The sequence below is a fragment of the Janthinobacterium sp. TND4EL3 genome (assembly GCF_900156175.1).
In the GTDB taxonomy this organism is placed as follows: domain Bacteria; phylum Pseudomonadota; class Gammaproteobacteria; order Burkholderiales; family Burkholderiaceae_D; genus Janthinobacterium.
Genome location: NZ_FTMV01000005.1, coordinates 128,762 through 144,850, shown reverse-complemented (window position 1 = coordinate 144,850; position 16,089 = coordinate 128,762). Strand labels below are relative to the sequence as shown.

General features: G+C 60.2%; 16 protein-coding genes. 8 read left to right on the top strand and 8 right to left on the bottom strand.

Annotation, left to right across the window (positions count from 1 at the left end; genetic code table 11):
• Positions 1-11: 11 nt before the first annotated feature.
• The 3 genes from BXA07_RS10455 to BXA07_RS10445 all read right to left on the bottom strand — a co-directional run bounded on the left by BXA07_RS10455 (position 12) and on the right by BXA07_RS10445 (position 3,558).
• On the bottom strand, positions 12-797 hold the full coding sequence (locus BXA07_RS10455) for a glycosyltransferase family protein (RefSeq protein WP_076567877.1): 786 nt from the start codon (positions 795-797) through the stop codon (positions 12-14).
• A 93-nt stretch (positions 798-890) separates the two neighbouring features.
• A complete protein-coding gene (locus tag BXA07_RS10450; RefSeq protein ID WP_083708152.1) occupies positions 891-1,805 on the bottom strand; it encodes a glycosyltransferase family 2 protein in 915 nt (304 codons plus the stop codon).
• A 208-nt stretch (positions 1,806-2,013) separates the two neighbouring features.
• Complete coding sequence (locus BXA07_RS10445) at positions 2,014-3,558, bottom strand: DEAD/DEAH box helicase (RefSeq protein WP_076567876.1); 1,545 nt, start codon at positions 3,556-3,558, stop codon at positions 2,014-2,016.
• 321 nt (positions 3,559-3,879) lie between these two features.
• Between BXA07_RS10445 and BXA07_RS10440 the strand changes: the two genes are divergently transcribed.
• Complete coding sequence (locus BXA07_RS10440) at positions 3,880-4,140, top strand: oxidoreductase-like domain-containing protein (RefSeq protein WP_244556238.1); 261 nt, start codon at positions 3,880-3,882, stop codon at positions 4,138-4,140.
• Here BXA07_RS10440 and BXA07_RS10435 read toward each other — a convergent pair.
• On the bottom strand, positions 4,137-5,828 hold the full coding sequence (locus BXA07_RS10435; RefSeq protein ID WP_076567875.1) for a methyl-accepting chemotaxis protein: 1,692 nt from the start codon (positions 5,826-5,828) through the stop codon (positions 4,137-4,139). The two genes, BXA07_RS10440 and BXA07_RS10435, sit on opposite strands and share 4 nt — an antisense overlap.
• A 549-nt stretch (positions 5,829-6,377) precedes the next feature.
• On the opposite strand from BXA07_RS10435, the gene BXA07_RS10430 reads away from it, so the two are divergent.
• Both BXA07_RS10430 and BXA07_RS10425 read left to right on the top strand, forming a co-directional pair.
• Entirely contained in the window at positions 6,378-7,106 is a 729-nt protein-coding gene (locus tag BXA07_RS10430; protein WP_076567999.1) for a Crp/Fnr family transcriptional regulator, read from the top strand.
• A gap of 67 nt (positions 7,107-7,173) precedes the next feature.
• On the top strand, positions 7,174-7,779 hold the full coding sequence (locus tag BXA07_RS10425; RefSeq protein WP_076567874.1) for a glutathione S-transferase: 606 nt from the start codon (positions 7,174-7,176) through the stop codon (positions 7,777-7,779).
• Between the two features lie 9 nt (positions 7,780-7,788).
• Here the strand turns inward: BXA07_RS10425 and BXA07_RS10420 are convergent, their stop codons facing one another.
• Complete coding sequence (locus BXA07_RS10420) at positions 7,789-8,196, bottom strand: GFA family protein (protein WP_076567873.1); 408 nt, start codon at positions 8,194-8,196, stop codon at positions 7,789-7,791.
• 122 nt (positions 8,197-8,318) lie between these two features.
• Here BXA07_RS10420 and BXA07_RS10415 point away from each other — a divergent pair, with 122 nt between their 5' ends.
• The 3 genes from BXA07_RS10415 (at position 8,319) to BXA07_RS10405 (ending at position 9,693) form a co-directional block, all read left to right on the top strand.
• Positions 8,319-8,810: a DUF4265 domain-containing protein gene (locus BXA07_RS10415; protein WP_076567872.1), complete on the top strand. Its 492-nt coding sequence runs from the start codon at positions 8,319-8,321 to the stop codon at positions 8,808-8,810.
• 125 nt (positions 8,811-8,935) lie between these two features.
• Entirely contained in the window at positions 8,936-9,304 is a 369-nt protein-coding gene (locus BXA07_RS10410; RefSeq protein ID WP_076567871.1) for a BPSL0067 family protein, read from the top strand.
• Positions 9,301-9,693, top strand: a complete 393-nt coding sequence (locus tag BXA07_RS10405) for an STY0301 family protein (RefSeq protein ID WP_139335523.1) — start codon at positions 9,301-9,303, stop codon at positions 9,691-9,693. Before BXA07_RS10410 ends, BXA07_RS10405 begins: the two co-directional genes overlap by 4 nt.
• A 55-nt stretch (positions 9,694-9,748) precedes the next feature.
• Here BXA07_RS10405 and BXA07_RS10400 read toward each other — a convergent pair whose 3' ends face one another.
• Positions 9,749-10,276, bottom strand: a complete 528-nt coding sequence (locus BXA07_RS10400; protein WP_076567869.1) for a DUF2947 family protein — start codon at positions 10,274-10,276, stop codon at positions 9,749-9,751.
• Positions 10,264-10,989 (bottom strand): pyridoxine 5'-phosphate synthase, encoded by a 726-nt coding sequence (locus tag BXA07_RS10395; RefSeq protein WP_076567868.1) that lies wholly within the window; start codon positions 10,987-10,989, stop codon positions 10,264-10,266. The genes BXA07_RS10400 and BXA07_RS10395 overlap by 13 nt, the downstream gene beginning before the upstream one ends.
• Positions 10,990-11,114: 125 nt before the next feature.
• Between BXA07_RS10395 and BXA07_RS10390 the strand changes: the two genes are divergently transcribed.
• A complete protein-coding gene (locus tag BXA07_RS10390; RefSeq protein ID WP_076567867.1) occupies positions 11,115-11,828 on the top strand; it encodes a YjjG family noncanonical pyrimidine nucleotidase in 714 nt (237 codons plus the stop codon).
• A 109-nt stretch (positions 11,829-11,937) separates the two neighbouring features.
• Here BXA07_RS10390 and BXA07_RS10385 read toward each other — a convergent pair whose 3' ends face one another.
• The gene (locus BXA07_RS10385) at positions 11,938-12,273 is read right to left on the bottom strand and encodes an FKBP-type peptidyl-prolyl cis-trans isomerase (RefSeq protein ID WP_076567866.1); all 336 of its coding nucleotides are present in this window, start codon (positions 12,271-12,273) and stop codon (positions 11,938-11,940) included.
• 809 nt (positions 12,274-13,082) lie between these two features.
• Here BXA07_RS10385 and BXA07_RS10380 point away from each other — a divergent pair.
• A complete protein-coding gene (locus tag BXA07_RS10380) occupies positions 13,083-16,079 on the top strand; it encodes an ATP-binding protein (RefSeq protein WP_076567865.1) in 2,997 nt (998 codons plus the stop codon).
• Positions 16,080-16,089 lie beyond the last annotated feature (10 nt).

Sequence of the window (16,089 nt, the reverse complement as noted above, 5' to 3'; positions counted from 1 at the left end):
ATTAGAAAATCTCACCGACCAGAAAAAATACGCCCAAACTGGATTTTCAAATATGCTGCGGAGATAAAAAACTTGCAGGCACTATGCAAATGCCACAGTAAAAATTTCAATTTCCGGTGACTATCTCGTTGCGCCTCATGCACCACTCGGATATTCTTGTTCACGAGAATATTAAAGCCTGCAAGATGCGCTCGCGCGCAAAAATCGACATCCTCGAAATACAGAAAATAGCGCTCGCTAAATCCGTGCAGCAGCGTATAAATATGCCGCGGCACCACCAGAAACATGCCAGCGGCCCAGTCTGGCATCAGTATCATGCCGTTTTCCGGAACGATTTCACGCGGCAGGCGCAAATTGAATATCCGTCCGATCAACTTGCGGATCAATAAATATGGGGACGGGAAATTGCGCGCACTCTCCTCCACTTCGCCCGTTCCGCCCACAATCAGCGGAGCGCAAATACTTCCTGCCGAGCGTTCGACCATCTCCAGCAAGGCAGGGAACGGATCGTCCAGCAAACGTATGTCAGGATTAAGTACGACAAAATTGTCGCCATTAGACAACATGAAAGCGGCATTATGGTTGACCGCAAAACCCTTAGGTGACGGATTTACAATCAGATACATCTTGAATGGCAGCACGTCTGCATCTAGTTCTGGAGGCAACACCTCAGGGACATTCAATGTCAGAATGACCTCAAAATCATGCTGCTCCAGCAACACCAGTTGCTTCAGCAAGGGTACGATATACAGTAGGTGTCCATGACTGACAATAGACAACGAAAATTTCTTACCCATGTAGGAAAATCCAAAGATGAAATGCCTCGAAAGGCAGCATTAGCACAAACGCGTGTCCCCACCAAGGACGCATGCACTGGACACGGAGGATGCTCAGACGCGATCAATAGGACCGAAACCATCGCGCACGCCTCGTAAAAAATATTTCAGCTGCAATGCCTTATTTCGCTGCGTCAAGAGGAGGATTACCTGATGCACAACATTGATCAGCACTTCGCGCAGCGCCAGAATCTTCGGCACATGTGTCAGGCGCAACATGAAGAAGCCATTGCGGATACGGTAATAGCGCCGCCACTCCGAGTGAATCACCAGGCGCCACTTCAGGAAGGGTATCGAGCGGTCGCCAATGGAGTGCAGCATGCAAACACCGGGAATGGCAAACAGAGAATAACCTGTGCGACCGGCACGCAAACACCACTCGATATCCACGTAGTCGATAAAAAAATCGCTGCGCATGCCGCCTACGGCATCCATCACGGCAACACTGGTGAAGGTACCAGAGGAGATGGCTATCGAGATGGGAATGGGCTGGACTTCATTCCCGGTTGGAACCACTTTTCGACGCAGGCCATATTTATTCAAAAAAATCAAAGGATAAAAGAAACCATGTTTTTCATCCTTGAATATGGGGGCAACCAACGCTACCTTATGCAACTTCGACAGCGAAAGAAAAGCATTTTTTAACGGCTGGACAAACTGCTTTGAAACCACACTGTCCTGGTCAAAATAAATAAGAAATTGTGCCCCGAATTTTTTTGCGGCATCGCATCCGATATTCTGCGCCTGCGCAATACCCATGTTTTTCGGCAACTCAATCAATTGAGTATATGCTTGCGCCCCGCACAATATCGATACATCAGCAACATTACCACTGCCATTGTCCACCACAATAATTCGTTCAACCTGCGCAGCCAATTCAGTAACGAGTCGGCGCAAATATTCGATCTTGGGATTATAAGTAACAATAATGGCAAATACACCAGATAAATCAAAGGAAATATTATTCACTTAACAACCCAAAATACGACTGATGCGAACTAGTGCCAACCATTGCAAACAATGACACAACCCGACAACGATGAATATGGCCGGCGTGACTGAGGCGGCAAGCGCACCCGCAGCAGGAAGAAAAGCGTCAAGAATCCCGACGCCTCCCATTAAATTTACAATACTGGTAGCGCACGAATGCTGAAAAAGCAATCATGCAGCGAGCCAGTTACTTGCCCCCCCCTCCCAGCAAGGCAGCCAGTTTCTGCTTGGGCTTGCTCACAGGGGGATTTACTACCGCCACTGGAGCAGCCTTGGCCGGCTCATACGGTTTCAGGAACCATGGGTCGGCTTTTTCACGACGGGCGCCGGGGCCGAAGGCGGGACGGGCGCCGCGCTCGGGGGAGCGGCTGTCACGACTGTCGCCCGCATGACGGCTCTCGGGCGCGCGCGGGGGACGGCTGTCGCCGCCTTCGCTGCGGCGCGGTGGCCGGCGCTCGCTGTCGCTGCTGCGCGCAGGCGCGGGATTGAAGCCCGTCAATTCGCCGCGCTTGATGCTTTGCTTGATGAGTTTCTCGATATCGGCCAGCAAGCGCTCGTCCTTGTCCGAATAAATCGAAATGGCGTCGCCCGAAGCGCCGGCGCGGCCCGTGCGGCCGATGCGGTGCACATAGTCTTCCGCGTTGTACGGCAGGTCGAAGTTGATGACGCAAGGCAGGTCGGAAATATCGAGGCCGCGCGCGGCCACGTCGGTGGCGACCAGCACGTCGATTTCGCCCTTCTTGAACGCTTCCAGCGCCGCCATGCGTTCCTGCTGGCTCTTGTCGCCGTGAATCGCCGTGGCGCTCATGCCTTCCTGCTCCAGCACGCGGGCCAGGCGGGAGGCGCCGATCTTGGTATTCGAGAATACGATGACCTGCTTCAGGTCGCGCTGGCGCAGAAGATGGGCGACCAGGGCATGCTTCTGGTCTTCCGTCACCTTGTAGACCACTTGCGTGACCTTGTCGGCCGTCTGGTTGCTGCGCGCCACTTCGATCGTCAGCGGATCGTTGAGGAAAGTGCCGGCCAGCTTCTTGATTTCTGGCGAGAACGTGGCCGAGAACATCAGGTTCTGGCGTTGTTTCGGCAGCAAGTTGATGATGCGTTGCAAGTCAGGCAAGAAACCCATGTCCAGCATGCGGTCCGCCTCGTCCATGACCAGCATCTGTACCTGGCCCAGGCTGATGTTCTTTTGCTCGATATGGTCGAGCAGACGGCCCGGCGTGGCGATGACGATTTCCACGCCGCCGCGCAGGATGACGGTTTGCGGCTTCATGTCCATGCCGCCGAAGACGACGGTCGAGCGCAGCGGCGTATGCTTGGCGTAGGCCTTGACGTTTTCCGCCACCTGCACCGCCAGTTCGCGCGTCGGCGTGAGGATCAGCGCGCGCACCGGATGGCGCGCGGGCGACATGCTGCTGCTGGCGTGGGCCAGCAGCAACTGGATGATCGGCAGCGAGAAGCCGGCCGTCTTGCCGGTGCCCGTCTGCGCGGCACCCATCACGTCGCGTCCCTGCAACACCACGGGAATGGCTTGCTCCTGGATCGGCGTCGGATGGGTATAGCCCTGCTCGGTCAAGGCGCGCAGGATTTCCGGGGCCAGACCAAAATCGGCAAAACTTACGGTGGGGGCGGCAATGGGGGCGGGAGGTGCAACAGGGGCCGCTGCGGCGGCAGGCGCCGCGTCAGTGGCGATCGCCGGGCTGGGCGTAGGAGTCGATTCAGTTTCAGACATAAATTTTCTGGTGTGCCTCCGCACTGCGGAAGCCATGCTTTCTCAATAAACAACATTTCGGGGCGCAGACAGCTTCGTTTTGCAAGCCATAAAGCATCGTTCTTGCGGCACCTCAGTGCTCCGGGACATGCTGTACGGCGAGTGCGGGAGCGTTAGGGAGGCGTGCTGCGATGGCGGCGGAGATCGCGCCGGCGGAACATCGCGCGCAGAAGATACAATATCAGTGCTGTAAACGATACCCTAATTCACCGCAACTGTACACGGAAACCGTGATTTTTGAGCAAAAAGCGTTCCAGCGACAGCCCGCCCGAATGCCGTATCATGCCTGCTCTGACGCCCTTGACGCCTCCTCCCGCCACCATGTCCACTGCTACCCGTCCGCACGATCCCCAGCCGCAGCCGCCCGTCAAGCCAGGCAATGACGAATGCTGCCACAGCGGCTGCACATTCTGCGTGCTGGAAATGTACCTGGAAGACCTGGCCGCCTACGAAGACGCGCTGCGCGCATGGCAACAGCGCCAGCAGGCTGCCGCCACCCCGCCGGCCCGGAAGCGCGTCAGAACAGCGCGCAAGGCCCCTTAAAAGCTTTCCCACTCATCGGCGGGCGCCGTCGGACGCACGGTACGCACGGCGCCGGCCAGTTGGCGGGGCGCCGACACCGGCGCCGGCGCCGCCACGGCGGTTTGCACGACCGGGCGCGGCGGGCGCACGGCGGCGCTGGCCGCATCGAGCTTGAAGATGCTGACCACCTCGCTCAGGTTGGCAGCCTGCTCCTGCATCGATTCGGCCGCCGCGGCCGCCTCTTCCACCAAAGCCGCATTTTGCTGCGTTACCTGATCCATCTGGGCAATTGCCTGGTTAACTTGCTCGATGCCGGCGCTCTGCTCGTTGCTGGCGGCCGTGATTTCGCTCATGATGTCCGTCACGCGCGTGATGCTGGCAACGATCTCGTCCATCGTGCGGCCGGCCTGGTCGACCAGTTTTGAGCCCGCCTCGACTTTCTCGACCGAGTCGCCGATCAGTACCTTGATATCCTTGGCCGCCGCGGCCGAGCGCTGCGCCAGGTTGCGCACTTCGGTTGCCACCACGGCAAAGCCGCGGCCCTGCTCGCCCGCACGCGCCGCCTCGACGGCCGCATTCAGGGCCAGGATATTGGTCTGGAAAGCGATGCCGTCGATGACGGCGATGATGTCGACGATCTTGCGCGACGATGCATTGATCGACGCCATCGTGCCCACCACTTCGCTGACGACCTTGCCGCCCTCGACGGCGATACTCGACGAAGTCAGCGCCATGGTATTGGCCTGGCGCGCATTGTCCGCATTCTGTTTCACGGTCGATGTCAGCTCTTCCATCGACGACGCTGTTTCTTCCAGCGAACTGGCCTGCTCCTCCGTACGCGACGACAAGTCCTGGTTGCCGGCGGCGATCTGGCTCGACGCCGTGGCGATGGTATCGGTGCCGCTGCGCACCTGGCCCACCAGACTCTGCAGGCTGGCATTCATGTCCTTGAGAGCTTGCATCAACTGGCCCGTTTCATCTTGCGATTTCACAACAACCTGCGCCGTCAAGTCGCCTGCGGCCACCTGGCGCGCCACGCCGACAGCCTCGATCAGCGGGCGCGACACGCTGCGCGCCACCCACAGCGCCAGCAGCATGCCGACCGCCACGATCCCCACCAGCAGGCCGATCAGGCTGGCGCGCGATCCCGCATAGGTGGCGTCGGCGCTGGCGCTCGAGCGTACGCCGCCGTCCGTATTGATGGCCACCAGCTTGTCGAGCGCCACCATCATGTCGGCCATGACCTTGGCGGAAGGCCCCACGGCCAGCGCGCGCGCCTCTTCCTTCTTCATCTCGCGCGACAGGCTCAGCATGGTCGCGTGCAGGCGCATGAATTCATCGTTAAGCACCAGGAAACGCTCGAAGAGTTCCTTCTCGCCCGGTTCGGAAATCAGGGTGCGGTATTTGTCGCCGTCCGTCTTCAGCTTGGCCTGGGTTTCCGTCATGCGCGTTTCGTTGAGCGCCATGTCGGAATCCGCGGCCGCCAGCATGTGCGCCAGTTCCCAGCGGCGTAAATCGCTGACATCGCTGCGCATGGACATGGCCGCCAGCACGCTGGGCATCCAGTTGGCGGACAGGTCGGTCGACGCCTCGTTGATGCGTGCCATGGAAAAGATTGCCGACACGCCCAATGCCGCCGTCAACACCAGCACGGCGCCAAACGACAAGATCAGCTTGGTGGCTATTCTCAGATCAAAAAACCATTTCATGCATTGCTTCCTTCGGTAATCAAACGGGCGACAAACAGGAGATAAAACAGACGATACGCAGGCGACAGGCAGCCGATCTGCGGGCCAGGCCGGAACATCAGGGCAAGATAGGCGAGCCTGATGCGGACAAGAACAATTTCTGCACTGCAACATTTTATCATTGTGCCTGCCAGGCGCAGCCTCGTTTGATTGCCACGCGCGGCTAAAGTTCGCGTTATACCGGCTTGCTGTCGCATTTTTACCAAATTGCTGTCATTTCCATACGAGAAATGAAAAAACTGGCGTAGGAGTCGGATGACACGAGGCAATGTTCCTAGCCTACATAAGCACGTCGGCTCATCCGATGCCCGCCAGCCCACCCTCGTCTTATAGTGGATACAACATTCAGTACAACGCTAGCAAGCCGGAAACGCAGCGCCATCCAACAAAATCAGAAGACGAGGCCATATCATGTACAAAGCTTATAGCAACCTGACCCCAGCAACGAACAGCCACGCCGTAGCCACGCATGGCTGGGAAGCACCCCTGACAAAAGCCCCGGCCGCGCCCATGATCAGCATCACGGGCGCCCAGCAAAATGAATTGCTGCGCGCCTTGTCGCGCGCCGACCTGGAACGCCTGTTTTGCCAACTGGAACTGGTCGCTTTGCCTGCCGGCAAGCACCTGTTCGATTGCGGCGGCAAGATTGAATACACCTACTTCCCCACCAACGCCATCGTTTCCCTGCTGTATGTCATGGAAGACGGCGCCACCACCGAGATCGCCGTGATCGGCCGCGAAGGCGTGGCCGGCGTGGTGCTGTACGAAGCCGAGCGCGCCACCTGCACCGCCATCGTGCAGACGGCCGGCTATGGCTACCGCCTGAAAACGGCCTTCCTGCGCGAAGTGTTCAATGAAGGCGGCGCCCTGGCGCAATTGCTGATGCGCTACACCAGCGCCATGTTTGCGCAAATGGCGCAAAATGTGGTGGGCGGCCGTCATTGCAGCATCGAACAAAAACTGTGCCGCTGGCTGCTGGACCGCCTCGACCGCTCCCTGTCGAACGAACTGAAGGTCACGCAGGACACCATGGCCAACATGCTGGGCGTGCGTCGCGAAAGCGTTACCGTCACGGCCCGCAAGCTGCAGGACGAAGGCTTGATCCAGTATCGCCGCGGCACCGTCGAAGTGCTCGACCGCGAAGGCCTGGAAGCGGCCGCCGGCAATTGCTACAAAGCAGCCCGTGCCGGCTTCGAACAGTTCCGCAGCGGCATCAACGGCATCAGCGCGCACAATTAAACGGCGCTGGCAAACGGCCAGGCAAGCGGGTATCGTAGACATTCCCCGACTACCCCGGAGACTGGCCATGAAACTGATCGGCATGCTCGACTCGCCCTATGTGCGCAGGGTCGCCATCTGTTTGCAACTGCAGGGAATTGCTTACGAGCATTTGCCGCTGTCCGTGTTCCGCAACATGGATGCCGTGCGCGAGATCAACCCCGTCATCAAGGTGCCTACCCTGGTCCTGGACGACGGGCAAGTGCTGATGGATTCCACCTTGATCCTGCAATACCTATCGCTGCTGCGTCCGGACGCGTCCGTCCCCGCCCTCGCCGTCATCGTGCGTGCGTTGCGCCTGACGGGCCTGGCGCTGGCCGCCTGTGAAAAAGCCGTGCAGATCGTCTACGAGCGCAAGCTGCGTCCGCTCGACAAGCAACACGCGCCGTGGCTGGAACGGGTCAGCATGCAACTGCATGCCGCCTGGCGCGTGCTGGAACAGGAATGCGCGCAGCTGCCCCTGCCTGGCGAGACAGGCAATATCGACCAGGCGGGCGTGACCATCGCCGTCGGCTGGAGCTTCGCCCAGCTGGAAACGCCCGATATCGTCAAGCCGGCCGACTACCCCGCCGTGCACGCCTACACGCGCTCGGCGGAAACCCTGCCCGCCTTCCTGGCCACGCCGACAAGCTGACGCGCCCGGCTAACTGCCTGCGACAGGCACCATGGCGGCCGGATCGAAGTGCCACCAGCCCGGCCTGACATCGTCAAACGCGTGATATTCGGGCGCAAAGGCCGCCTGGGCAGGGTCGTCAAAACTGCCCACCAGCAAGGCCACCGTGGGCGCATCGTCGATGGCGCCGATGGAACTGCCGCAAACGGCACAAAACGCCCGGCTGGAGTAATCGGAAGAACGGTAGGTGGCCGGCGCGCCGGCCGTGCCCGTCCAGCGCACTTGATCGCGCGCAAACTCCACCCACGCCACCGTCGGCGCGCCCGTGTGCTGCTGGCAATTGCGGCAGGAACAGCCATGCGGATTGCTGCCCTCGCCCCGCACTTCGAAGCGCACCGCGCCACATAAGCAGCCGCCTGCCTGCACCGCATTCTCCATCGTATCTCCCCGTTTGCACCGTTGCGTACCTGGCCAGCCGGCACGTACCCGGTACAATATTGCCATAAACCCCCAACCCAGGACAGCCCGCAACGCATCGCGCCGGCACTATGAAAGAATGAATGGAAGACATCAATTGCGAAGGCTTGCCGCACATCCGCGTACTGGCAGGCGAAAACACCAGCGGCCCCGTGTATGAAACCCTGCCGGCGCGCCAGATCGACGAACACGTCTATGAACTGCTGGCCTCGCCCGGCCTGACCCTGAACCTGGCGCGCGGCGACATCGTCAGCATTGCCGACCCGCTGGCCCCCGCCGAAGTTTTAAAGCGCGGCGGCAACTTCTGCATCCAGATCTATGCCGACGACGTGCCGCAAGCAGCAGTGGACCAGCTCGAACGCGACGTACAAAACCAGCTGGGCGGCACCATGGACGGCCAGTACAAGGGCAATCTCACCTTCAGCGTGCCCGGGCACCACGGCATCTACAGCGTCAACGGCCCCTTCGACGCCTTCCGCGAGGCGACGGGCGTGGAATGGTATTTCGCCAACATCTACGTCAACCTCGATGACGACGATGATGAAACCTTGCTTAACTGGTGGGTGGATATGTAAGGTTGTCCGTGCACCAGGCGGGGCCATGACACATGTCAATGTTCTGTATTGCTCTGGCACACATCAAGCTGCTTGCCCGCGCCTTGCGTACGCTCTCTCTATCGTCAGCCACAGAGAGAAACGCTATGCCCTACATTGCGCGTGCCGATTATGCGAAGCAAAAAGAGTTCGTGGGAAATGGCGAGTGCGTTACCCTGGTCAGGCACCTCACCGGCGCCCGTGCCTCTTCGCTTTGGCGCGAAGGAGACAAGGTTCCGGATCTGCTGGAACAAGGCGGTATCGCGAAAGGCACAGTAATTGCCACCTTCGTCAACGGCCGCTATCAGAATCTGCGGCAGGGCAATCATGCGGCGCTGTTCATCCGCCAGGTGCCTGGCGGCATAGAAATTTTCGACCAGTGGCGTCACCACAAGCCCAGCGCCCGCGTGATCTACTTCGGCCGTTCGGCGGCCGGGGCATCGAATCGTCCCGAACGCTATTCGGTAGTGGAATGAAGCCGCTCGCACTGTTGGCATTGGCCATCGCTGCCGCGGCGATGCGGCCAGCCGCTGCAGCCCCCGTTTCTTGCCCGCAAGCGCCTCCCTCAAGCTGGAACCTGCCGGCCAGCAAACTCGATGGCGTACGCGTGCTGTCCTATCCGTCGCATCAGCCGCCAGCAGCTGGCGAAGCGTTGCCTATCCTGGCCCCGGACAAGGAATGGACACGCAACGGCACCTTGCATCAACGCTGGGACATCAATTTTGATGCGCCCGAGTATCTGTTTCAGGTGGACTGCCTGTATGCGGGTACCGAACGCTACCTGCGCATGGCTTTGCCAGGCGTCAAACAGTGCGTCGCAACCATTGCACAGCGAACAAAAATGGTCAGGTTTCAGTGCAAATAGGTAATACGGCTGGCATGCAGCGGAGCGGCTATCGCCACCGGATGGACGCATCCCGTTAAACGGACTGCAGTCCGTCCTCACCTCCCGCCAGCGCCCCCTGTGGCGAGAAATAAACGAACTTGCCCGTGGCAGGCTGGTACAGCAAAGGCCCCTCGTCAGAAATGGCCAGCAAGCAAGACCAGCATGCTGCAAGCGCGGCCGGCTTCAGCGCATAGGCAAGTGTCCGGCTGGCCATGAAAAAGACGGGTGCCGCGTCGGCAAGTTGAAAGTGGGAAGAGAGAAACCTTGTCACGCGGCCACCCTGCGCCGGGTGTGCGCTGGAAACGGCATCGAACTCGGCCAGCCAGTCCGGCCCCGACACTGTCGGCTGCAGGCGGTGCCCGTCGTGCAGTTGCATAGGGTGTATTTCATCGGGATGGGCCGACACATGGCGCATCCATAGTTGCGCCGCCGCATCGGGCGACGGCACCCGCACCTGCGCCAGCGTCTCTGCCGATATGAAAAAATCGGCATCGAAGAAAGGCCAGTCCCGCTCAGGCTGCAGCGGCCGGCCAGCGTCGCCCAGGTTCCCTACGATTGACATATCTCAAGGTAGCGGCCCAGCACCGTGTCCATGCCCAGTTCCAGGCACTCGACCACCAGCGCGTGGCCGATCGACACTTCCAGGATGCCGGGAATGTCCAGGAAGCGCGCCAGGTTGTGCAAATCGAGGTCGTGCCCGGCATTCACGCCCAGCCCCAGCGCCTGTGCCCGCCGCGCCGCCTGCAGATACGAGTCAAACACGGCCTCGGCCTGCGCGCCGCCATAACTCTCGGCAAACCGTTCCGTGTACAGCTCGACCCGCGCCGCGCCCACCTCGCGCGCCCATTCCAGCGCCGGGTAGTCGGCATCGACGAACAGGCTGACGCGGATGCCCAGGTCCTTCAATTGTGCAATGGCGGGGCGCAACAGCGCCGCATGCCGTTCGATGTCCCAGCCGTGATCGGACGTCAGCTGGCCCGGCATGTCGGGCACCAGCGTGCATTGCGCCGGGCGCGCACTTTTCACCACCTCCAGAAAATCTGCCGCCGGATAGCCTTCCACATTCAGCTCGCGCCCCCGCTCCGCGCACAGGCGCTGCAACGGGGCAACATCGTCGTAGCGCGCATGGCGCTGGTCCGGGCGCGGATGCACGGTAATGCCGGCGGCGCCCAGATCGAGAAAGCGCGCGGAAAACGCGAGCAGGTCCGGAAAATTGCGGCCGCGCGAATTGCGCAGCAGGGCGATTTTATTGACGTTGACGGAGAGCTGGGTCATGAAAGGCAATGAAGTGAAAGTAAGGGGTCGGGCAGCGATTGTAGCGGATCCCCCGCACAAGGCACGGTCAACCAAACTCGGCAGTACGTGCTACGATGCAAGACAAGTTCCTTTCAACACATACCATGAGCTACCAGCTATTCCTGTTTGACCTCGACGATACCCTGCTCGACTTCCGGGCATCCGAAAAACGCTCGTTCCTGCACACCATGCACGAACTGGGCTTGCGCGACGGCATCGACGGGCTGTTTACCCAGTACCAGGCGATCAACGTCGACCTGTGGAAACGTTTCGAAATGGGTGAGGTGAGCAAGGATTTCCTGAAGGTGGAGCGCTTCCGCAAGACCTTTACGCTGAGCGACATCGCCATCGACCCGGAACTGGCCAGCCGTCTGTATCTGGAATCGCTGCCGGACACGGTCGTGCTCATCGACGGCGCAAAACAGGTGTGCGAAACGCTGTCGCGCATCGGCGAAGTGGGCATCATCACCAACGGCGTCGAGTCCATCCAGAACCGCCGCATCGCCGCCTCCGGCCTGAGCGACTACATTTCCTTCGTCGCCACCTCGGAAGCGTGCGGCCACGCCAAGCCGGACGTGCGCTTCTTCGAATACGCGGCCAACATGGCGCGCGCATTCAGCAAAGATACGACCATCATCATCGGCGACCGCCTGGATGCCGACATCTTGGGCGCGAACCGCTACGGCATCGCCAGCTGCTGGTTCAACCCGGACGGCATGGCCAACACCTCGGCCGCCATCCCCACCTATGAAGTGGCCAGCCTGCACGACATCGTGCCAGCGCTGGACATGATGCAGGTCAACTTGAAACAGGCTTGACCTTCCACAAGCGCACCACCTGAAATACGCTGGCAGCGGCACGAAAACACGCCGCTACTCGCGTAGAGTGAAGGCAAGCGCCCTGCCCGCCTGATTGCGCGTCAAGCGATCAATCGCGCGTCAGCACTTCCAGCAACTCAATCTCGAAGATCAAATTGGAATGCGGCGGTATCAAGCCCACCTGCCGCTCGCCATACGCCAGCGCCGCCGGCACCCACAGCTTGCGCTTGCCGCCCACCTGCATGCCCTGCAAACCCAGAATCCAACCATGAATGACCTTGTTATTGCTCAACACACAGCGAAACGGCTCGCCCCGCTTGTGCGACGAGTCAAATTCCGTGCCATCTTCCAGCCAGCCCCGGTAATGCGCCGTGACCAGCGCGCCACGCGCCGCCGCCTTGCCGTCGCCGACGACAATATCGTCCATCTTCACTTCAGCCGTCATCTCGTTTCATCCTTCATCAAATCGCCAAGCCGCGATTGTACGACAGCACGAAAAAAGCCCCGGCAGTCACCTGTCGGGGCTTGTTCTATTACTGCAAATTCTGGTGGGCCTCCCGTGAGTCGAACACGGCACCAACGGATTATGAGTTTGCCAGCAAAACCAGTTCCGTAGGTAAATCGAGGTCAGGTAAGCGTAGGTTGGTGAAGGCCATAGTATACAACGAATCAATGAGTTAGAGAAATTTACGTTACGTTAGAAAAAGGGACGAGTGTACCGCTGTTGTACCGCAGCGCCCCCCTCTCCGAGCCGATCGATCCCTGCATACGAAGTCCGATACCAGGTGAATAACGTAAGCGAACCTTCAACCTGGCGATGCCCGGGCGTTACTTTATGCAGGATTAGTCGACGCTTGGAACGTCCCAGGGTCCCGAGACTTACCTCGTTGAGTTCGAAAAGGGTGACGTTGCCAGATCTTGCCGGCAGCGGCTACCTGAATAACAGCTTCGACGAGGGCCAGGTCGGTTTATTCATCGAGCGTAAACGCGCTGTTGAAGAGAAAATGGACCGATGCACTCAGGGTGGTTTTGACAAGTGCATTTAACGCGTGCCGACTGGAAGGAATTCCTGCACCAGCCCGTGACCAAGTCCGCTCTGGACGATCCTTACCCAACCCGCTTCGAAATCGGCGATGTCCCACGGCGGAGTTATCCGGGCCCTTTGTGAGGGGCGCATGTCGAGGTCGGCATGCTGGTCAAGCAAGAGAGACAGTAATTTGTTGCGTTAAGGAATCAGGTAAAGGACAATATGCCATGCGCACCATCAGCAACCTTTCCTTTGCTCTGCAGTCCCCCGCCCCGACGATCGACTGGGCAGCACCCGACTTCTCTCCGGCCGTATCGGTTGCCGGACCAACCCATCGCTACCGCCTTTGGCATGTCCGGGAAATCGGCGCCCTGGGCGCGATCGCCAACCGCCTGGCCATGTCCAACGTGGTCTGCAGCCTAAGCGCTGCACATTGCGCCAGTATCTACCTTCTGGCGGGCCGGCCCGAAGGCGTCTCACTCTACCTCGGGATCGGGTCCGACGACGAACGTGCGGACCTGCCCGAGGCCGCCAAGGCGTTCCGTGCGGCCTTCGAGGGGAACTTTCTGGGCGCCCGTCTGCAGGCGGTCAACGAAGACGACGGTGCGATCGGCGACCTGCTAAAAGGGAGCCGTCATCTTGGGATGATGACGGGGGTGCCAACCTTCGACGACCACGAAGCACGCCAGGACGGCGACGACTTCCAAGGTGTTGAGCGCGTCGTCAACGTCATGGCCGGCGAAACCTGGCAGCTCGCGATCACCGCTCAGCCGGGCAGCGAGGCTGAGCTCGATGAGATCATCCAGTCCCTGTTCGACCTGTCCGCCGGACTTTCGACCCGCGCCAGGGAAACGTGGCAGGAAACCGAGCAAACCGTCGAGGATGCCGGCTCAGCCGAGCGCCAGAGCCGGAATGAAGCGCGCACCGAGCGCAAAAACAAATCCGGCGAAAGCTCCTACCGCGCCGAGCGTACCGAAACCAAGGGCGACAATACGAAGTCCGAGGCCAAGTCCGACGCGAGCCACAAAACCGACGCCGACAGCATCACCAACGAGGAGTCGATCAACAAGGCGAAAGACGATACGAGCAGCGAAGGCAAGAACTTCCGCCTGCAGATCTCGAAATCGCGCGAGCTGCGGGACCGCCGCAACGAACTGCTGCAGGAGCATGTGCACGACACCCTACTCGACCGCTTCCTGCAGGGACGCGCCAAGGGCATGTTCAGGACCACCATGTTCATCGCCACCCAGACCCACGCCAGCTACGAGCGGCTCGCGCGGACAGTGCTGGCGGTATTCCAGGACAGTCGGCCGAACCTCACGCCACTACGAATGCATAAAATGATCGAGCCGGCTCGGACCGTGCTCGAATTACTCGCACCGCGCTTCCTGGCTGCGGACGGCATCCGGCGCCACGACGCACTGGTGCAAAGCATCCCGTGCGACGAACGGCAGGGCCTGGCGCAGGCGGGAAGCTGGCTGACCGCGCGCGAGCTCGCGGGGGTCGCGGGGGTGCCGAACATCGAACTACCCGGCCTGAAGCTGCGTGCCAGCGTCGACTTCGGACTGAATGCGGTGCCGGCCCCGCACGGCGAATGCGAACTGGTGCTCGGTCATATCGTCCAGAACGGACGCCTGCTGGTGCACCGCCCGCTCTTCCTGGCGGTTCGGGATCTGAACAAGCACGTCTTCATCACTGGCGTCACCGGCGCCGGCAAGACCACGACCTGCATGAAGCTGCTGCTCGAATCGGGACTGCCCTTCCTCGTGATCGAACCCGCCAAGACCGAATACCGCGCCTTGCATGCGCTCGCGCCCGAGACCGAGTACTACATCCTCGGGCGCGAAGATCTGACGCCGTTCCGTCTGAACCCGTTCGAGATGGTTGAAGCCGAGCACATCAACCTAGCCGGCCATGTGTCGCAGCTAACCGCCACGCTAGCGGCCGTGTTCCCGATGGAAGCAGCGATGCCCTTCTTGGTGGAAGAAGCCATCATCAATGCCTACAAGACGCGCGGTTGGGATGTCCATGCGGGCAAGAATTTCCTGCATCTTCAGCCTTGGGCCGAGGGTAGCACCGCCTGGCCCACCTTCAGCGACATGCTGCGCGAACTGGACGGCGTGATCGTCTCAAAACGGATGGGCGAGGACTTCACGGCCAAATACCGCGGCTCGCTGGTTGCTCAGTTGAGCAACCTGACGCTTGGCGTGAAAGGCCGTATGCTGAACACGCCGCGCTCGATGAACTTCGATCTGCTGCTGAACGGGCGCGTCGTGATTGAGCTCGAAGAGATCAAGAACGATCTCGACAAAGCCCTGTTCATGGGCTTGATCATCAGCCGTATCGCCGACTGCATGAAGCAACGCCACCGCAAGAACAAACACTTCCGCCACCTGACCCTGGTGGAAGAAGCGCACCGCCTGCTGTCGCGCCTCGAGCCTGGAGAGGGCGGCGCCAGAAAGGTCGGCGTCGAGATGTTCGCCAACCTGCTGGCGGAAGTACGCAAATATGGGGAAGGGCTGATCATCGCCGACCAGATTCCCAACAAGCTGATCCCGGACGTCATCAAGAACACCAACATCAAGATCGTCCACCGGCTGTTCGCCGCGGATGACCGCCATGCGATCGGCGACACCATGGGCCTGACCGACCGCCAGAAGAATTTCCTGCCGCTGCTGCAGCAAGGCCAGGCGGTGGTGTACTGCGGCGGCTGGCATGCGCCGATTCTGACCCAGGTCATCCAGGGCGCCGACACCAGCGAGGCCGAAATTCCCGAGGCCACCTTTAGAAAGCGCGGCCGGCTCCAACTGGACCGCCACAAACGGCTGTTATGGCCGCATCTCGCCGGCTGTGCCGAACTCGCCGATCCGGACCACTTCGGCACCTTCTTGCACGACGGCGGCTCGCTACTGAACGTGCTGCTGCGCCTGAACAATGATACCAGCGAAGGGCGGACTTTCGACCGCCTGCGCGGCGTTTTCCTCGATCGCTACGCAAGGTGCGGCGAGCAGCATGGCGCCGCACTGGACAGGCTGCTGTGCTGCCTGCTCATGGACACGGCGCAGATCGACCTTGCAGCATTTCCGCCGGAGCTTTGCGTCTCCATCATTGCGGAGGGCATCGCCGCCCTGCACGCGTCACCTGTGGACTTCTGCCAGCTGGTCGAACACAAATCCCCGGCGAAACATTTGTTTCACAGGCTGCGCGACTTCGATTCCCTTTAAGACTCCCTCT